At 72.1% G+C, this 17,126-nt stretch carries 18 protein-coding genes; 11 read left to right on the forward strand and 7 right to left on the reverse strand.

Features of this window, described 5'->3' with window-relative positions:
- Positions 1-59 precede the first annotated feature (59 nt).
- Positions 60-854: an SGNH/GDSL hydrolase family protein gene (locus ACFY5A_RS11065; protein ID WP_387235929.1), complete on the forward strand. Its 795-nt coding sequence runs from the start codon at positions 60-62 to the stop codon at positions 852-854.
- Here the strand turns inward: ACFY5A_RS11065 and ACFY5A_RS11070 are convergent.
- Positions 832-1,347: a glyoxalase/bleomycin resistance/extradiol dioxygenase family protein gene (locus tag ACFY5A_RS11070; protein WP_105677389.1), complete on the reverse strand. Its 516-nt coding sequence runs from the start codon at positions 1,345-1,347 to the stop codon at positions 832-834. The two genes, ACFY5A_RS11065 and ACFY5A_RS11070, sit on opposite strands and share 23 nt — an antisense overlap.
- 94 nt (positions 1,348-1,441) lie before the next feature.
- Between ACFY5A_RS11070 and ACFY5A_RS11075 the strand changes: the two genes are divergently transcribed.
- Positions 1,442-2,221: a helix-turn-helix domain-containing protein gene (locus ACFY5A_RS11075; protein WP_387233969.1), complete on the forward strand. Its 780-nt coding sequence runs from the start codon at positions 1,442-1,444 to the stop codon at positions 2,219-2,221.
- Here ACFY5A_RS11075 and ACFY5A_RS11080 read toward each other — a convergent pair whose 3' ends face one another.
- From ACFY5A_RS11080 to ACFY5A_RS11100, 5 genes are read right to left on the reverse strand one after another with little or no spacing between them, the layout of a single operon-like run.
- Positions 2,222-3,451 carry an APC family permease gene (locus ACFY5A_RS11080; protein ID WP_387233972.1) on the reverse strand — a complete coding sequence of 410 codons (1,230 nt, stop codon included), beginning with the start codon at positions 3,449-3,451 and terminating at the stop codon, positions 2,222-2,224.
- Positions 3,430-5,133, reverse strand: coding sequence for a CocE/NonD family hydrolase (locus ACFY5A_RS11085; protein WP_387233975.1), 1,704 nt, complete (start codon positions 5,131-5,133; stop codon positions 3,430-3,432). The genes ACFY5A_RS11080 and ACFY5A_RS11085 overlap by 22 nt, the downstream gene beginning before the upstream one ends.
- Positions 5,130-6,428 carry an MFS transporter gene (locus tag ACFY5A_RS11090; protein ID WP_387233977.1) on the reverse strand — a complete coding sequence of 433 codons (1,299 nt, stop codon included), beginning with the start codon at positions 6,426-6,428 and terminating at the stop codon, positions 5,130-5,132. The genes ACFY5A_RS11085 and ACFY5A_RS11090 overlap by 4 nt, the downstream gene beginning before the upstream one ends.
- A gap of 50 nt (positions 6,429-6,478) precedes the next feature.
- Positions 6,479-7,471 carry an alpha/beta hydrolase gene (locus ACFY5A_RS11095; protein WP_387233980.1) on the reverse strand — a complete coding sequence of 331 codons (993 nt, stop codon included), beginning with the start codon at positions 7,469-7,471 and terminating at the stop codon, positions 6,479-6,481.
- Positions 7,468-8,475: an alpha/beta hydrolase gene (locus ACFY5A_RS11100; protein ID WP_387233983.1), complete on the reverse strand. Its 1,008-nt coding sequence runs from the start codon at positions 8,473-8,475 to the stop codon at positions 7,468-7,470. The genes ACFY5A_RS11095 and ACFY5A_RS11100 overlap by 4 nt, the downstream gene beginning before the upstream one ends.
- A gap of 73 nt (positions 8,476-8,548) precedes the next feature.
- Between ACFY5A_RS11100 and ACFY5A_RS11105 the strand changes: the two genes are divergently transcribed.
- A complete protein-coding gene (locus ACFY5A_RS11105; RefSeq protein WP_387233986.1) occupies positions 8,549-9,574 on the forward strand; it encodes a LacI family DNA-binding transcriptional regulator in 1,026 nt (341 codons plus the stop codon).
- Here ACFY5A_RS11105 and ACFY5A_RS11110 read toward each other — a convergent pair.
- On the reverse strand, positions 9,555-10,025 hold the full coding sequence (locus ACFY5A_RS11110) for a DUF4442 domain-containing protein (RefSeq protein WP_341939806.1): 471 nt from the start codon (positions 10,023-10,025) through the stop codon (positions 9,555-9,557). The two genes, ACFY5A_RS11105 and ACFY5A_RS11110, sit on opposite strands and share 20 nt — an antisense overlap.
- Positions 10,026-10,133: 108 nt before the next feature.
- Between ACFY5A_RS11110 and ACFY5A_RS11115 the strand changes: the two genes are divergently transcribed.
- The 8 genes from ACFY5A_RS11115 to ACFY5A_RS11150 all read left to right on the forward strand — a co-directional run bounded on the left by ACFY5A_RS11115 (position 10,134) and on the right by ACFY5A_RS11150 (position 17,101).
- Entirely contained in the window at positions 10,134-10,532 is a 399-nt protein-coding gene (locus ACFY5A_RS11115; protein ID WP_387233989.1) for a GntR family transcriptional regulator, read from the forward strand.
- Positions 10,529-11,584, forward strand: coding sequence for a DUF1648 domain-containing protein (locus ACFY5A_RS11120; protein WP_387233992.1), 1,056 nt, complete (start codon positions 10,529-10,531; stop codon positions 11,582-11,584). Before ACFY5A_RS11115 ends, ACFY5A_RS11120 begins: the two co-directional genes overlap by 4 nt.
- Positions 11,581-12,546, forward strand: a complete 966-nt coding sequence (locus ACFY5A_RS11125) for a CPBP family intramembrane glutamic endopeptidase (protein ID WP_387233995.1) — start codon at positions 11,581-11,583, stop codon at positions 12,544-12,546. Before ACFY5A_RS11120 ends, ACFY5A_RS11125 begins: the two co-directional genes overlap by 4 nt.
- A 31-nt stretch (positions 12,547-12,577) precedes the next feature.
- Positions 12,578-13,237: an O-methyltransferase gene (locus tag ACFY5A_RS11130; protein WP_341939802.1), complete on the forward strand. Its 660-nt coding sequence runs from the start codon at positions 12,578-12,580 to the stop codon at positions 13,235-13,237.
- A 76-nt stretch (positions 13,238-13,313) separates the two neighbouring features.
- On the forward strand, positions 13,314-14,594 hold the full coding sequence (gene eno / locus ACFY5A_RS11135) for a phosphopyruvate hydratase (protein WP_105672602.1): 1,281 nt from the start codon (positions 13,314-13,316) through the stop codon (positions 14,592-14,594).
- Positions 14,595-14,842: 248 nt separating this feature from the next.
- The gene (locus ACFY5A_RS11140; RefSeq protein WP_341942587.1) at positions 14,843-15,217 is read left to right on the forward strand and encodes a septum formation initiator family protein; all 375 of its coding nucleotides are present in this window, start codon (positions 14,843-14,845) and stop codon (positions 15,215-15,217) included.
- A 58-nt stretch (positions 15,218-15,275) separates the two neighbouring features.
- A complete protein-coding gene (locus tag ACFY5A_RS11145) occupies positions 15,276-15,812 on the forward strand; it encodes a DUF501 domain-containing protein (protein ID WP_341939801.1) in 537 nt (178 codons plus the stop codon).
- On the forward strand, positions 15,809-17,101 hold the full coding sequence (locus ACFY5A_RS11150) for a S8 family serine peptidase (RefSeq protein WP_341939800.1): 1,293 nt from the start codon (positions 15,809-15,811) through the stop codon (positions 17,099-17,101). The genes ACFY5A_RS11145 and ACFY5A_RS11150 overlap by 4 nt, the downstream gene beginning before the upstream one ends.
- The last annotated feature ends 25 nt before the right edge of the window (positions 17,102-17,126 follow it).

Consider the following 17,126-nt stretch of genomic DNA (forward strand, 5'->3'; position numbering starts at 1 on the left):
CGGACGGTCTCGGGCCGCCCGTTCACCCGGCGTTCACGGCGGTCGGGTCGAATCATGGGGTGGGCCGCTATCGTCTCCTCGCCGCGCTCGGGATCGGTGCGACGGCATCCGTCTTCGGCATCCGCCTTCTGCTGACGAGGCAGGCGGCGATCGCCCGCCGCCGGATCGGCAAACCGCTCGGCGAGGAGTCGCTCGACGCGGACCGCGTCTGGCGTCGCGCGTTCGAGGGCGAGCCGATCGAGCTGCTGCTGCTCGGCGACTCCCTGGCCGCCGGTCTCGGCGCTGAGCGACGCAAGCAGACGCTCGGAGGCCGGCTCGCGAAGGGGCTGGCGGCGCGGATGCACCGTCCCGTCCGACTGCGCACGGTCGCGGTCGTCGGCGCGGAGTCGCCCGATCTCGCCGCCCAGCTCGACGCCGTGCCGGAGGGGTATCGGCCGCACGTCGCGGTGATCGTGGTCGGCGGCAACGACGTCACCCATCGCATCCCGACGTCCGTCTCGGCCCAGCACCTCGACGACGCGATCCGGAGACTCCGCGCCCAGGGTGCCGAGGTCGTCGTCGGCACCTGCCCGGACCTCGGCGCCCTGCGCGCGGTCCCGCAGCCGCTGCGCCGCCTCGCCGCGAGCATGTCCCGCCGTCTGGCGGAGGTGCAGGCGGAGACGGCGGCGCAGGCGGGGGCAGAGGCCGTCGACCTGCGCCGCGCGGTCGGACCGATGTTCCTCGACGAGCCGGAGGAGATGTTCAGCCTCGACCGGTTCCACCCCAGCGCTCTGGGCTACCGTCGGACGGCCGAGGCGCTGCTTCCCGCGCTGTGCCGTTCCGTCGAGCGGCTCACTCCGCCGGTGCGGCGCTGAACGACGCCGCCCACTCGGCGACGCGGCGCGCGCTCTCCTCCTCGGAGATGTCCTCCACCCGCGTCATCACCGACCAGCGCACGCCGAAGGGGTCGCGGATGCTCGCGAACCGGTCTCCCGACACGAAATCCGACGGCGCCTCGCGCACGACGGCCCCCGCGGCCACGGCGCGCTCGACGACCGCGTCGACGTCGGGCACGTACAGGCCCATCGAGTAGCAGTCGTCCTCCCCGGCCGGGGCGGGGACGAGGTGGTAGTCGGGGCTCGGCTCTCCCAGCTGCAGGTGCCCTGCGCCGAAGTCGAGGTCGGCGTGGGCGACCACCCCGCCGAACTCGGTCACGTCGATCACACGCGCGCCGAAGACGTCGCGGTAGAAGTCGATCGCATCCTTCGCCCCGGCGATCGCCAGGAAGGGGGTCAGCGAGGTCGCGCCGTGCGGGCGCCCGTCTGTCGTGTGCTCGCCGGTCGCGCCGGCAGGTGTGCTGTTCGTCATGGGGACAGCGTAGGAAGGGGATGATGCCGCGGGCTTGAACATCCGCGACAACCTCGACGGGTGCCGTGTCGGCGGCGGACCGTACGCTGGGGCGATGGTGAACCCCACGCGCGGCGTGCTCTATCCGGCGAGGCTGCCGCAGTTCCATCGGCTGCCTCCGACGGATGCCGCGCGCGAGCTCGTGGTGTGGTTCCGGGTCCCCGAGTGGGACGTCGAGCCGGGGCGGTCCTCACGGCAGGAGGTCGTCGGCTATCCGGCCCTCAACCTCGTGGTCGAGCCCGACGCCGTCACCCTCTCCGGCGCGACGACGCGCTCCTCGCACCGCGACCTCCGCGGCACGAGCTGGGCGGTCGGAGCCATGCTGCGGCCGGCCGCGGTCGCGGCGCTCGTCGACGATCCGTCGTCCCTGGTCGACGGGGAGCGGGTCCTCGACGAGCCGGAGCTGCGCGCCGCCGTCGTCGCGGCGATGTCGTCGGGGGAGGGGCATCGCGAGCGGGCGGTCGACGCGTTCTCCGCGTGGATCGCCGCACGCGTGGGAGAGCCGGGAGACGTGGCCCTGCAGGCGAACACCCTCGTCGACGTGCTCCTGGGCGAGAGCGCGGCGGCCTCGCCCGAGGAGGCGGCGACACGTCTCGCGGTGTCCGTGCGCACCCTGCAGCGTCTCGCGCACCGCTACGTCGGACTCTCTCCCGCGGCGATGATCCGCCGGAGGAGGCTGCAGGACGCCGCCGAACGGCTGCGGGTCGACCCCGGTGCGGATCTGGCAGCACTCGCCGCCGAGCTCGGATACGCCGATCACGCGCACCTCACCCGTGACTTCCGCAGCGTGCTCGGGATCGCCCCGCGCACGTACCGGGCCGATGCGGCGGACTGATCAGGCGCGGGCGAGCCGCAGACGCAGCATCCGGTAGCCGACGCCGACGAGCACGACGCCCGTGCCGATGAGCGAGGCCACGACCGGCAGGGAGTTCACGAGGACGAGGCAGCCCAGCGCGCCGGCGACCTGCAGCCAGCGCGGATAGCGTCGAGCCGCGCCGTGCTGCCGGAACGCGGCGGCGTTCGCGATCAGGTAGTACAGGAGCACCCCGAACGAGGAGAAGCCGATCGCCCCGCGGAGGTCGGCGACGAGCACGATGACGATCACGACCGCCCCGACGACGATCTCCGCCCGCCGGGGGACGTGCCACCGCTCGTCGACCGCTGACAGGAATCGCGGCAGGTCCGACTCCCTGGCCATCGCGAGGGTGGTGCGCCCGACGCCGGTGAGGAGCGCGAGGAGCGCGCCGAGGGAGGCCGTCGCCGCGGCGACCCGCACGAGCGGCACCGCGCCGTCCCAGCCGGACCGGGAGACGATCTCCGCGAGCGGGGCGGCCGTCGTCGCGGCATCCGCTCCGAGCACCAGCAGCGTCACGACGGCGACCAGTGCGTAGACGAGCACGGCTCCGCCGAGGGCGAGCACGATGGCGCGGGGGATCGTGCGAGCCGGGTCGACGACCTCCTCGCCCATGGTCGCGATGCGCGCGTACCCTGCGAAGGCGAAGAACAGCAGCCCGGCTCCCTGCAGCACCCCGTACGCGGTCGCGTCGGGGAGCGGAACGGGGGCGGCTGTCGGTGCGGACGAGAACCCGGCCGCGACGACGACGGCGAGGCCGAGCAGCGAGACGACGACGAGGATGCGGGTGACCAGGGCCGTCCGGGTGATGCCGAGGCAGTTCACCGCGCACAGGGCGGCGACGGCGAGGACGGCGACGGGCACCCGCCAGCCCTCCGGAGCCGCGTACGCCGCGAACGTCATCGCCATCGCCGCGCAGCTCGCGATCTTGCCGATCACGAAGCCCCAGCCGGCGATGAAGCCCCACCACGGACCGATCTCGGCGCGCGCGTACGCGTACGTCCCGCCGGCGACAGGGTGCGCGGCGGCGAGCTGGGCGGATGCCGTGGCGTTGCAGAACGCGACGAACGCGGCGATCGCGAGCGCGATGAGCAGCCCGCCCCCGGCGGCCGCGGATGCCGGTCCCCACACCGAGAAGACACCGGCGCCGATCATCGATCCGAGGCCGATGGCGACGGCGTCGCGGAGGGTCAGGCGGCGGGCGAGGGGCACTCCGTCATCGTGCCACGGACCGGTGAACGATCGGTGTCCTCCTCGACGACGAGGGGGAGGGAGAGGACGGCGGGGGAGTCTCCGCCGAGCGCGAGCGTCTGCGTGCTCGGGACGAGTCGCGAGTGATCGCGCACGGGGTCGTCGGTGCCCGGGTTGCGCAGGTGCAGGGGGTGGGCGCCCGACGAGACCTGCACGCGCAGGCGATGCCCCGCGGCGAAACGGTGCGCGAGAGGGGCGAGGGGCAGTCGGATGCGCCGTGGCTCACCCGCCGCCGTCCCGGAGTCGGACTCCGGGGCGAGCCGGACGTAGCCGTCGGTGATCGCCAGCGATGCGCCCTTCGCGTCGACCTCGCACAGTCGCACGAAGAGGTCGGCTCGCGGATTCGACGATGACAGCGTCAGCTCGATCGACGGCTCTCCGATCACGGTGAGCGGCTCGGCGAGGAGCTCGCCGGTGAAGACCAGCACATCGTCGCGGGCCTCGCGTCGACGCTGCTCGCGACGGCCGGCCCCGAACGGGTTGAGCGTGCGACCACCGGCGTCCGGAGTCGGATCGGACGGGTCGTAGCGGTACGACATCGTGGTCGGAGCCCGGGTCGCGTCGGCGGCGGAGAGCCCGCCGTCTCCGGTCAGCTCGAGCCGCTGCGGTGAGCTGTCCGGGGGCCAGGAGGCGAGCTCGCGCCATCCGCCGCCCCCGCTGATCTCCACCCGGGCTCCCGTGGTCGTTCCCGTGCCCTCGAACTGGCGCAGCGCCTCGCGCACCCCGAGCACAGTGGTCTCCGGTGCACCGTGGATCCAGTCGCCCACGACGAGTCGGACAGGGACCCCGGCCTCCGTCAGCGCCGCATGGTCGTGCAGCTGGCCGACGAGGAAGAGATCCTGCCACCCGGCCATCAGCGTGACCGGCGGCACCGTCTGCGGGTCCGAGGCGAAGTGCATCGGCTCCCACCACGGGTCGCCGGCGTCGCTGTGCTCGACCCAGTCGCGGAAGAACGGCGGGTCCTCGCCGAGAGCGACGCGGACCGCATCGCTCGGTGGCGCGGTGAGCGCACCGCGCACGAAGGCCCTCCGCGCGCGCAGCAGCGCCCAGAGGCGCGCGAACAGGGGGCGCTCCTGGATGCCGAGGGCATAGGCCCAGGTGAGCGGCGTGTCGATCGAGAATCCGCCTCCGGGGTAGAGGATCGCGTCGTCGAAGCGTCGTGCCGAGACGGCGATGCCCATGGCGTCGGGGCGGAGGTCTCCATCGCAGTACGCCCACTGGGTCACGCCGAAGTAGCTGCCGCCCCAGGAGTGCACGCGCCCTGTCGACCAGGGCTGCGCGCGCAGCCACCGCATCGTGGCCTGGCCGTCGGCGACCTCGTCGTGCAGGGGGGTGAAGCGGCCCCCGGAGCCGAAGGTGCCCCGGCAGCTCTGGACCACGACGTGGTGCCCGCGCTCGGCGATGAAGCGGGCGACCCCTGCGGCGCCGTCCCGGCCGTAGGGCGTGCGGATGAGCAGCGTCTGATCGCCGGCGCCGTCGGCCCACCAGTGGTCGGTGAGGAGCTCGACCCCGTCGTCGGCGGCGACCGGGATGCCGATGTCGCGATGCACGTCGGGGTGCGTCGCTGGCGGCATGTCCGAGGCCGCACGGAGGCGGCGGTACTCGTTGCGTGCCGCACGCGGCATCCGCCGGGGCCCGCTCATCGCACCGCCTTCACCCGGGTGACCGCGAAGGCGGCGAGGAGCGCCATCGCGACGGCGCCGACATAGAGCGCCACGAAGTTCTCCCCGGTGGGGGAGCCGATGCGCGTCACGAAGAAACCGAACACGGGCACGAGGATACCGGGGAGCAGGTAGGCGAGCGCGACGATGCCGAGGTCCTTGCCCGCGTCCTCCGTCGACGGCAGGCACTCCGTCATGAGGGCGACGTCGGCTGCGATGTATGCGCCCTGCCCCGCGCCGACGATCGCGATGCCGATGAGGAAGAACGCGATGTCTCCGAACGAGACGGCGAACACGAGGCCCACCGCGCTGGTCAGGGCGCCGATCACCACCGTCGGCTTGCGCCGACCCGTGCGATCGGAGATCACGCCGAACACGAACGCCATCACGAGGTTCATGAGGGTGAAGGCGGCCGTCGCCTGGGTCTGCACGCCCGCGATCTCGGCGGGGTCGTCCAGGCCGAAACGGCTGGAGATCGTGAGGTAGAGGTAGCTCGTCACCGACACGATCGACGCGGTCATGAAGAAGCGGCAGACCCAGGCCCACGCGAAGTCCGGGTAGCGACGCGGACTCAGCCAGAACGTCTCCCGCACGCCGCGCCAGTCCATCGGCGGGGCGGGAACGGTGCGGTGCAGGTCGCGGAGAGCGAAGAACAGCGCGATCGCGAGCACGGACGCGAGTCCACCCGGGATCAGGAACATGCCGACCTGGCCGGTGCCGGCGACCGCTCCGGCCAGCGCGACGCCGCCGAGGATGCCGATCGTCGTCGCGGCCCCGGTGACCGCCGACATGATCGCACGGATCCGGCGGCGGATCTGATCGGCGAACAGGGTGTGCACGGTCATGGACACGGCGCCCCAGCCGATGAGCACGAGGACGACCCCGAGGCCCAGCAGGAACAGCGAGGTCGCGAAGGCCTGGACGACGTAGCCGACGGCCGCGACGAGCACGCCGTAGAGGATCCACGGGCGGCGGATGCCGAGCCGCGACATGGAGCGGTCGCTGAGGCGTCCGAAGATCGGGGTCGTGACGAGGATCGCCGCGCCGCCGACAGTCAGCACGATGCTGAGGTCGCCCGTCGCCTGGTCGGGATTCCACTCCTTCAGCAGCTGCGGCACGGCGACGCCGGCCACGCCCTGGGCGATGCCGGTCGCGAGCCAGGTGAGCACGAAGGCGATCCAGAACCAGAGGGTCTGGCGCTCGCCGGGGATGGCGTCCTCCGCGAGCGGGGGGACGGGAGGGGAGGGGAACACGGGGTCGACTGCGTGGGTGGACATCATCGTCTCCAGAGCGGGTGAGGGGTCGGGTCAGGTCGGGTCAGGTCGGTTCAGGGTCGGGCGGTGGTTGAGACGGAGAGCGGGGCGTAGGCGGCGGCGAGTTCGGCGGTGAGCGCATCTCGCCAGTCGCGTGCTCCCTGCCATCGGGTGACACCGGGGGAGCCGTGCACATGCCCCTCGCCGACACGGAGGGTGACGGGGACCCCGGCGGCGCGCAGCGCCTCCGCATAGGCGACGGCGCCGTCTCGGAGCGGGTCGAACTCCGCGACGAGGATCAGCGCAGGGGGCAGGTCCCGATGGTCGGCCGCTTCGAGGGGGGAGGCCTCGGCGAGGGGCGCCCCGGCGCGGTAGACGTCGGCGAGGACCTCTGCGCCCTCCATCCCCGAGGCGCGGCGGTATCTCGTGAAGGAGCCGCCGGTCGGCCGCAGGGTGGCCGGCAGCACCTCCAGGGTCTGGTGGTGCAGCGCGCGCCCTGCGTCCCGTTCACACAGCGCCGTCGATGCGGCGATCGTCGCTCCCGCCGAGTTGCCGCCGATGCCGAGCCGGGAGGGGGCGATGCCGAGTTCGTCGGTGCGGAGGCGCAGATCGGCGAGCGCGGCGACCGCATCCTCCACCGCGGCCGGGAACGGATGCTCGGGCGCGAGGCGGTACTCGAGCGAGATGAGCTGCACTCCCGAGCGGAGAGCGCGGTCGGCGCAGAGCCGTTCGTTGACGATCTCGTCGATGGTTCCGCCCACCCAGCCGCCGCCGTGCAGCCAGAGCACGGTCGGCAGGAGTCCGCTCGCGCTCTCCGGGCGGAACCGGCGTGCACGGAGGAGTCCGTCGCCGCCGGCCACCACCGTCTCGTCGACGCGCACGCCGTCTCCGGCGGGTTCGGTGAACTCCAGCGCGAGCAGGTCGCTGAGCTCCCACGCGGCGAGGCGTCGCGCGGCGGGGTCGTCCGAGTCGATGCCGGGGATCGCGGCGGAGAGCTCCTCGGCGCGACGGATCCACTCTCGGACGGGGGCCGCGAGCGGAGGGATGCCGTGTTCGGATCCGGTCATGCGCGCCCCCGATCGTGCAGGGTGCGCAGCTCGCCGACGAGGATGCGGTGCGCAGCATCCGCCGCCGGCACGTACCCCGTGGACCCCAGGGATCCGTGGGTCTGTCCGATGAACCGGATCGCCGTCACCGGGACGTCGGCTGCGGAGAGCGCACGCGCGTAGGCCTCTCCGTCACCGCGGAGCGGATCCAGCTCCGAGGTCAGGATGAGCGCGGGCGGGAGGCCCTCGTGGCTGTCGGCGAGCAGCGGGGACGCGTACGGGTGGCGGGCCAGTGCGCGGTCGTCGCCGACGTACTGCCGCACGAGGGCCTGTCCGGCCGTGCGCACGATCACGCCCGGCATCCCCGCGCTGATGCCGCGCATGTCCGCGTGGCCGATCGTGAGGTCGAGCGCCGGATTCTCCAGCACCTGCATCGCGATCGGCCTGTTCTCGCGGTCGCGGTTCATGAGGGTCACGGCTGCCGCGAGGTCGCCGCCGGACGACGCGCCGCCCACCGCGAGACGGTCCCGCGACCCGCCCAGGTCCTCGGCGTGCGCGTACGCCCATTCGAAGGCGCTCCAGCACTGCTCGGGCTGCGCGGGGAAGCGCTGCTCCGGCGCGTGGGAGTAGTCCGCCGCCACGATGATGATCCCGGCATCCCGTGCTCGCTGGCGGAACCGTGCGTCCCACGACACCCAGTCGATGCCGGCGATCGTGAAGCCGCCGCCGTAGAAGTAGACGAGGATCGGCAGCCCCGCACCCCGGGTCGCGGGCACGGCGCCCGGCCAGTACACGCGAACCCGCACGTCGGGGTGCTCGTCCACGGGGACGGTGCTGTCCTCCGTCGCCACGGCGATCGGCTCGATCCCCAGCGCCGCGCTCACCGCCGTGTCGTTCTCCTGGGCGACCCGTCGGCGCCCGGAGGGATCGGCCGGTTCGGGCGCGAGCAGGGGAGCGATCCTCTTCTCGTACGCGGCGACGGCGCTGTCGAGCGTCGGTCTGCGGTAGCGGGGGCTTCTCGGCATCGGTCATCTCCTTCGACGGCTGCGGACTAGTCTGAGGAATCGAAGAACTTCGATGAAGTGCGGAGGCCGGAACATGCGCGCACGCCCTGGACGGGTCACGATCTACGACGTCGCCGAGCGGGCCGGCGTGAGCATCTCGACCGTGTCGCTCGCCGTCAGCGCCCCGCACCGGGTGCGTCCGGAGACCAGGGAGCGGATCGTCGCGGCCGCCACCGCCCTCGGCTATCGGATGACGGCCGGGCGCCGGGTGGGTGCCGCCCGGATCGCCGTCGCCGCGCCGTTCACGACCTATCCCTCGTATCTGCGCCGGCTGTCCGGCATGCTGCGGCGGGCCAGGGATGCCGCGGTCGACATCATCCCGTACGACCTCGACTCCGCGGCATCCGCCGACGAGCCGCTGCTCGACGTCCTGCCCACCCGCACCGACGTGTCGGGGCTCGTGGTGATGGGGGTGCCGCTCGGAGGGGCGGCGAGGCGTGCGAGTCGCGCGGCGCGCATCCCCGTCGTGTACGTCGACGTCGTCCCCACACGCGCCGATGTCGGCGGACCGGTCGTGCTCGTGGACGACCGCGACGGTGGCGCGCAGATCGGCCGTCACCTCGCGGAGCTCGGCCATCGCCGGGTCCTGTTCGTGCACGAGCCGCAGCGGTCCGAGGCCTACGTCTCGGCGGGGATGCTGCGCATCGACGGCCTCGAAGAGCACGTGGCGGTCACCAGGCTCGCCTTCTCCGACCCGGCATCGATCGACGACCGCGTCTTCCGGGCGGCGCTCGCCGCCGATGCCACGGCGATCGTCGCGAACCACGACCAGTTCGCCGCTGCGATCCTGAGCGCGCAGCGCGCACGGCCGGAGCGCGACCGCCTGGCGGTGGTCGGCTACGACGACGGCGAGGTGGCCGCGGCGCTCGGGCTGACGACCGTGCGGCAGCCGTTCGAGGAGAGCGGGCGGACGGCGCTCGAGCTGGTGCTCGGGCTCGTCTCGGGCGCGACCGCGTCGCATGAGACCGTGCGGCTGGCTCCGACGCTGGTGGCCCGCGCCTCCACGCTGGTCCCTGCGGCGTCGGCGGCGGGCGAGGGCGTCAGGAACGCGCCGCGGTGACCCGCTTCTTCTCGCGGATGTAGACCTCGCGGCGGACCCTCGCCACGACGTCGCCCTCGCGGTCGGTGATGACGGTCTCGAACCACTCGAGCACCTTCGCTCCGCCCTTCGCCTTCTCGCGGATCTCCTCCGCCTGCTCCCTCGACACCTCGAACTCGGCGGTGAGCACACCGCGACCCGGCTTGAGGAACTCGATCTCGCCGCGGGTGTCCCACACGACGTAGTCGCGGCCGAGCTGGTGCATCACGAGCATGAAGAAGTACGGGTCGGTCATCGCCGACATCGACCCGCCGAACGCGGTCTTGACGTAGTTGCGGGTGAACACGTTCACGTGCAGCTCGACCGTGGCGTGCGTCCAGTCCTCGCTGAATCGACGGATGCGGATGCCGCTGAAGAGGTTCGGGATCCACAGGCTCATGCCCAGTGCGAGACGGCGAGGAGTGATGCGCATGACGTCAGTCTGGACGAGGGTCCGAGTCGGCACAAAGCTCTCTGGAGGGTTGCCACAGTTGTTCTAGTTCTCCTAGAATTACTAGAACACGGTAGAGGGAGGTGAGAGATGCTGCTCAGAGTCGATGCCGACAGCGCGCGGCCCCTGTACGACCAGGTCGCGGCATCGATCCGCGCCGACATCCTCGCCGGCGCCCTCGCCCCCGGTGATCGCCTGCCGCCGGCGCGCGATGTGGCGGGTGCGCTGGAGATCAACCAGCACACGGTCCTCCACGCCTACCAGCGGCTGCGCGACGAGGGCCTCATCGATCTCCGCCGTGGCCGGGGCGCCGTGATCGCCGCGTCCGCCGCCCCGCTCGCCGAACTCGCCCACGACATCGACGTCCTCGTGCGCAAGGCCGCCGCACTCGGTGTCTCCGCCGAGACGCTCGCCGGCATCGTGCACTCGCACCGCGGTGATCGCTCCGATCATCGCACTCCCGAGGAGAACCAGGAGGTCTCGCCATGACCACCCACGACCTGACCCGCACGCCCCCGTCGCTGCTCCGGCGCGCGCGGCTGACGTTCTTCCTCGTCGCCGTGATCGTTCCCCTCGTGCTGACTGCTGCCGCGGCTGTCGTGGTGATCGCGTGGCTGCCCTCGCTGCCCGACCCGGTCGTGACGCACTGGGGGGTCAGCGGCGCGGACGGGTTCGGCCCTCCGACGACGTACCTCTGGCTGCTGCTCGGGATCGGACTCGTGCTGCCCGTGCTCATGGCAGTGACGACGCTCTCCGCCGTCGGGGCGCACTGGGGCGGCGCCGCCCGGCTGATGGGTGCGCTCGCCGCAGGCATGGCCGCGTTCGCCGCCGGCATGAGCCTCGGCTCGCTCGGAATGCAGCGCGGCCTCGCCGATGCGGGCGAGACACCGGGCGTCGGGGGAGTCATGGCTCTGTCCTTCGCCGCGCTGCTCGTCGTCGGTGCGGTCGCTTGGGCGGTGCAGCCCCGCGTGCGCGCCGAGCAGGGACGCACGCTCGAGCCCCGCCACGCTGTGCACGTCGCAGACGGGGAGCGGGTCGTGTGGCTCGGCACGGCCTCGATGCCGCGCCTCGCGCTCATCGCCGTCTCCGTGCTGCTGCTCGGCATCGCCGGACTCGCCGCGTTCATGCTCGGCACGGGTGTCGACGGCGGGTGGGTGGTCGCGCTCTCGCTGGTCGTCATCGTGATCGCGATGGCCACAGCCACCGCCTTCCGCGTGCGGGTCACGCCGGAGGGGTTCTCCGCCAGGGCGCTCGTCGGCTGGCCGCGGATCAGCATCCCCCTCCGAGAGATCGAGTCGGCCCGCGCCGTCGACATCTCGCCCTTCGGCGAGTTCGGCGGCTGGGGCTGGCGCATCGCGGTGGACGGCAGGACGGGCATCGTCATGCGCCGCGGGGCGGCCATCGAGATCAGCCGACGCGACAAGCGGCCGTTCATCGTCACGATCGACGGCGCCGAGGAAGCCGCGGCGCTGCTGCAGGCCTACGTCGAACGGGGAGCCGCGACGCCGCGAGGCGACAGAACAGGAGACACGGCATCATGACCGATCGGATCGCACCTCGGGCTGGCCGCGTGCCGTGGGCAGCCGTCATCGCCTTCACCGTCCTGGCCTGTGCGCTGGCCTGGCTGGTGTGCCTGCCGCTGTGGCTCGGCGACGGACTAGCCGAGCCCCTCTCCGGAGTGCTGCTCCCGGTGATGATGCTCACCCCGACCATCGCCGCTCTCATCGTCGTGTTCGCGATGCGCGTGCCGCCGAGAGGCGGACGGCTGCGGTTCCTCGGCCTCTGGCCTCTGCGACCGGCGAAGCGCGTCGTCTGGCTCATCGTGCTCGGCTGGCTCGCCCCGCCGATCATCGTGGCCCTCAGCATCCTGCTCTCCGCGGCGCTCGGCGTCGTCCAGCTCGACTTCGCGTTCTCCGGGTTCGCCGCGCAGCTCGAGAGCGCTCTGCCGCCGGGGACGCCGCTGCCTCCGGTCGGGGTGGTCGTCGCCGCGCAGATCGCCATGATCCCTGTCGGCGCCATCCTGAACAGCGTCTTCGCGTTCGGTGAGGAGCTCGGCTGGCGCGGATGGCTGGTGCCGGCGCTCCGGCCGATGGGAACCTGGCCCGCGCTCCTGCTGAGCGGCGCGATCTGGGGTCTCTGGCACAGCCCGGTCATCCTGCTCGGTTACAACTTCGGCCGCACGGACGTCACCGGGGTCCTCTTCATGGTCGGGGGCTGCGTGGCCTGGGGCATCCTGCTCGGCTGGCTGCGGTTGCGCTCGGCCTCGGTCTGGCCCGCCGTCATCGCCCACGGCTCTCTCAACGCCGCTGCCGGACTCATCGTGCTCGTCGCGGCGACTCAGCCCGACATGGCGCTGGCCGGTCCGCTCGGCGTCGCGGGATGGATCGTCGTCGCGGTGATCGTCGCGGTGCTCGCGCTCACTGGGCAGTTCCGCCTGCAGCCGGAGCTCGCCGCTCCCGCGCGTCCCGCCGAGGCCTCGCCGCCGCTGCCGGACGCCCCTTGACCGGACTCGCGGCGCGGGGTTGGCTGAAGGCATGGACTCCACACCCTCGGCCTGGGCCGCTGCCGATGTCTTCCTCGCCGACACCCTGGTCGGTCATGATCCCGGCCTGGACGCGGCGCTGGACGCTCAGCACGCGGCGGGCCTCCCCGAGATCGAGGTCGCACCGGTCAGCGGCAAGCTGCTGAATCTGCTCGCACGCATGAGCGGAGCGAGGCGCGTGCTCGAGATCGGCACCCTCGGCGGGTACTCCACGATCTGGCTGGCGCGAGCGGTCGGCGCGGAGGGGCGCGTCGTGACGATCGAGGCCGAGGCGGACAACGCCGCCGTCGCCAGGGCAAGCATCGACGCCGCGGGGGTCGGCGAGCGCGTGGACATCCGCATCGGCAGGGGCGTCGACGTGCTGCCCACCCTCGTCGGCGGCTTCGACCTCGTGTTCATCGACGCCGACAAGGAGTCGAACACGATCTACCTCGACTGGGCCGCGAGGCTCGGCCACCCCGGAACCGTGATCGTGCTCGACAACATCGGGCGCGAGGGCGAGATCGTCCGCGAGGACGCGACCGATCCGAAGGTCGTCGGAACGCGGGAGGGACTGCGGATGCTGGGGGAGGACCCCCGGTTCGACGCGACCGCGCTGCAGACGGTCGGCGTCAAGGGCTGGGACGGGGTGGCCATCGCTCTCGTGCGGTGACTTTCGGCACGGCTAGACTGGCCACGGATCGACGTCGCTCCACCACAAACCCCTTTTCTGAACAAGGAGCACTTCTGTGGCACTGATCGAGGCTGTAGGCGCACGCGAGATTCTCGACTCGCGCGGAAACCCGACCGTCGAGGTGGAGGTGCTCCTCGACGACGGCGTCGTCCAGCGGGCGGCTGTCCCCTCGGGCGCATCCACCGGCGCGTTCGAGGCGTACGAGCTCCGCGACGGCGACAAGTCCCGCTACGGGGGCAAGGGCGTCCTGAAGGCCGTTTCCGCCGTCATCGACGAGCTGGGCCCGGCCATCGAGGGCGTCGAGGCGAGCGAGCAGCGCATCGTCGACGAGATCCTCAACGAGACCGACGGCACCGAGAACAAGCAGCGCACCGGCGCGAACGCGATTCTCGGCGTGAGCCTCGCGGTCGCCAAGGCCGCGGCCGACTCCGCCGACCTGCCGCTGTTCCGCTACCTGGGCGGCCCGAACGCGCACGTGCTGCCCGTTCCGCTGTTCAACGTCATCAACGGCGGCGAGCACGCCGACAACGGCATCGACATGCAGGAGTTCTTCCTCGCCCCGATCGGCGCCGAGACCTACTCCGAGTCGCTGCGCTGGGGCGTCGAGACCTACCACGTGCTCCGCAGTGAGCTGAAGGCCGCTGGCTACGCGACCGGCCTCGGCGACGAGGGCGGCTTCGCCCCCGACCTCCCCAGCAACCGCGAGGGCCTCGAGTTCCTCATCAAGGCGATCGAGAAGGCCGGCTTCACCCCGGGCAAGGACATCGCCCTCGGCCTCGACGTGGCCGCCACGGAGTTCTTCTCCGACGGCGTCTACCGTCTCGACAACAAGGACTGGACCGGCCCCGAGCTGATCGAGTACTACCAGGGCCTGGTCAACGACTTCCCGATCGTCACGATCGAGGATGCTCTCGCCGAGGACGACTGGGACAACTGGAAGCTCCTCACCGACGCGCTCGGCTCGAAGGTGCAGCTGGTCGGCGACGACCTGTTCGTCACCAACCCGCAGCGCCTCGCCGACGGCATCAAGCGCGGCGTCGCCAACTCGCTGCTCGTCAAGGTGAACCAGATCGGCACCCTGACCGAGACGTTCGACGCGGTCAGCCTCGCGCAGCGCTCCGGCTACACGGCGATGCTCTCGCACCGCTCCGGCGAGACCGAGGACACCACGATCGCCGACCTCGCGGTCGCCACGAACGCCGGTCAGATCAAGACGGGTGCGCCTGCTCGCTCCGAGCGCGTCGCGAAGTACAATCAGCTTCTGCGCATCGAAGAGGAGCTCGGCGACGCCGCGGTCTTCGCGGGTCGCTCGGCGTTCCCGCGGTTCTCGGCCTGATCGGCTGACGCGCACGCACGATTGACCGTGCCGCCCTGAGGCGGCAGACGAGAGGGGGAGCCTTGGCGAGACGTCCGGCTCCCCCTTCTCCGTCTCCGCGGCCGTCGACCTCCGCGCCGCGGACGGCACCAAGCCCTCGGAAGAGGCCCTCCGCGCGGACCTCTTCCTCGACAGGGGGCGCAGCAGGTCGCAGCGTCGACGTCAGGGAATGGGCCTCCGGCATCCGGCTGTCCGCCTTCTCGGTGATCATGCTCTCCCTGGTCGTCCTCGGCGCCTGGGTGCTCGTGCCGACTCTCGGCACCTTCATCGATCAGCGTCAGAAGATCGCCGCCCTGGAGTCGTCGATCCAGGTCTCGCAGGAGAAGATCTCCTCTCTCGAGGCGGAGCGCGATCGCTGGACCGACCCGGCCTACATCACCACGCAGGCCCGAGAGCGGCTGTACTACGTCAAGCCGGGCGAGATCGTGTACCTCATCGACAACGACCTCGACCCCGCGGCGCTGCCACAGGAGCAGAAGCCGGTGAGCGACACGCTCGAGGAGGATCCGGCCGACTGGATGCCGCAGATGCTGCGCACCCTGACAGCCGCCGGACTCAGCCAGACGGCCGTCCCCGCGCAGTGACGCGCCCGGAGCAGGTAGCTCCGAGCATCCTCCCGGCGGCCTCCCCTACGCTGGTGGGGTGACCACCCCGCCGTTCCCCGCACCCACGCCCGCTGAGCTCGCCGTGGTGTCCGCACAGCTGGGACGCCCCGCGCGCGGCGTCGTCGGCATCGCCGCCCGCTGCGCGTGCGGCAACCCGACCGTGGTCGCCACCACTCCGCGGCTGCCGGACGGCACCCCGTTCCCCACGTTCTACTATCTGACGCACCCCGCGGCGACCGCCGCGATGTCGACGCTCGAGGCCACGCAGGTGATGCCGGAGCTCGCAGCGCTCCTCGCCGAAGACGACGACATCGCCGCCGCGTATCTGACGGCGCACCAGGCGTATCTCGCCGATCGCGCGCAGTTCGGCGACGTGCCCGAGATCGACGGCATCTCCGCCGGCGGAATGCCCACGAGGGTCAAGTGCCTCCACGCGCTCGCGGGTCACGCTCTCGCGGCGGGCCCCGGCGTGAACCCCATCGGCGACGAGGCGCTCGCCCGCTCGACCTGGTCTCCGCAGAACTGCCGGTGCGACGACCCTGGGGCCGCTGTGCGCGAGGAACCCGTGGCATGAGCCGACGCCGGATGCTGCGCAGCGCCGTCGCGGTGGCGGTGATCGCGGCATCCGTCCTGCTCGCCGGAGCGGCGGCGACGCCCGCGCCCGTTCCCGACGACCCCTCGGATCCCGTACGGGCGACCGAGTACTGGCTCGACGGCGCCCGCATCCGCGAGGCCTGGCAGACGACCCGCGGCGCCGGCGCGACGATCGCGGTGATCGACACCGGCATCGGCAAGGTCCCCGGCATCTTCGACGGCGCCGTCGCGGGCGGCACCGACGTGTCGGGCAGCGGGACCCCGGACGGACGGACCCCGATCGGCGCGATCGACGGCAACCACGGGTCCTGGGTCGCCTCCCTCGCCGCAGGTCGCGGAGCCCCCGACGGAAAGGGCATGATCGGCGTCGCGCCCGAGGCGAAGCTCCTCTCGATCTCCGTCGGCTTCGGCGCATCGGCATCCGTCCCGTTCACCGAGCAGGTCGCCAAGGCCATGCGCTGGGCGGTCGACAACGGGGCCGACGTGATCAACCTCTCGTTCACGACGAACACGCTGGACTGGGACCGGAGCTGGGACGACGCGTTCCTCTACGCGTTCGAGCACGATGTGGTGGTGGTCGTCGCCGCGGGCAACCGGGGGAGCGGCACCAACATCATCGGCGCACCCGCGACCATCCCGGGGGTGCTGACGGTCGGCGGCGTCGACCAGACCGGCTCGGCGAGCGTCGAGGCGTCGACCCAGGGCATCACGATCGGCGTCGCCGCGCCCAGCGAGGGCCTGATCGGCATGTCGGCGGACGGCACGCTCGCCTCGTGGAGCGGCACCAGCGGCGCCGCTCCGATCGTCGCCGGCGTCGCCGCGCTCGTCCGGTCCGCGCATCCCGACATGTCCGCGGCCAACGTCATCAACCGCATCATCAAGACGGCGGTTCCCGCTCCCGGCATGACGAAGGCTCCCGACCCCCTCTACGGATACGGACTCCTGAACGCCGAGGGCGCGGTCACCGCCGATGTCCCCTCCGTCACGGAGAACCCCATGGGCGACCTCGCCGGATGGGTCAAGCTGTTCCGCCGCGCGCAGACCCAGCCCGCCCCGGTTCCCACCTCCACACCGGTCGCCGTGCCGCCTCTTCCGGCGGCGGATTCGCCGACGGAACCGGGTTCTCCGCTGCTTCCCAGCGCCGATTCACTGCGCTACGGTACCCTGCCGCTCGTCGCGCTCACAGTCCCTGGTATCCTGATAGCGCTTGGCGTCACCGCAGCTGCCCGGCGCATCCGATCGGCGCGCGCTCGCACGCCACATTCCTGACTCCGAGGAGTTGTCCCCCTGTGCC

It is taken from the genome of Microbacterium sp. NPDC012755, from assembly GCF_042901325.1.
In the GTDB taxonomy this organism is placed as follows: domain Bacteria; phylum Actinomycetota; class Actinomycetes; order Actinomycetales; family Microbacteriaceae; genus Microbacterium; species Microbacterium natoriense.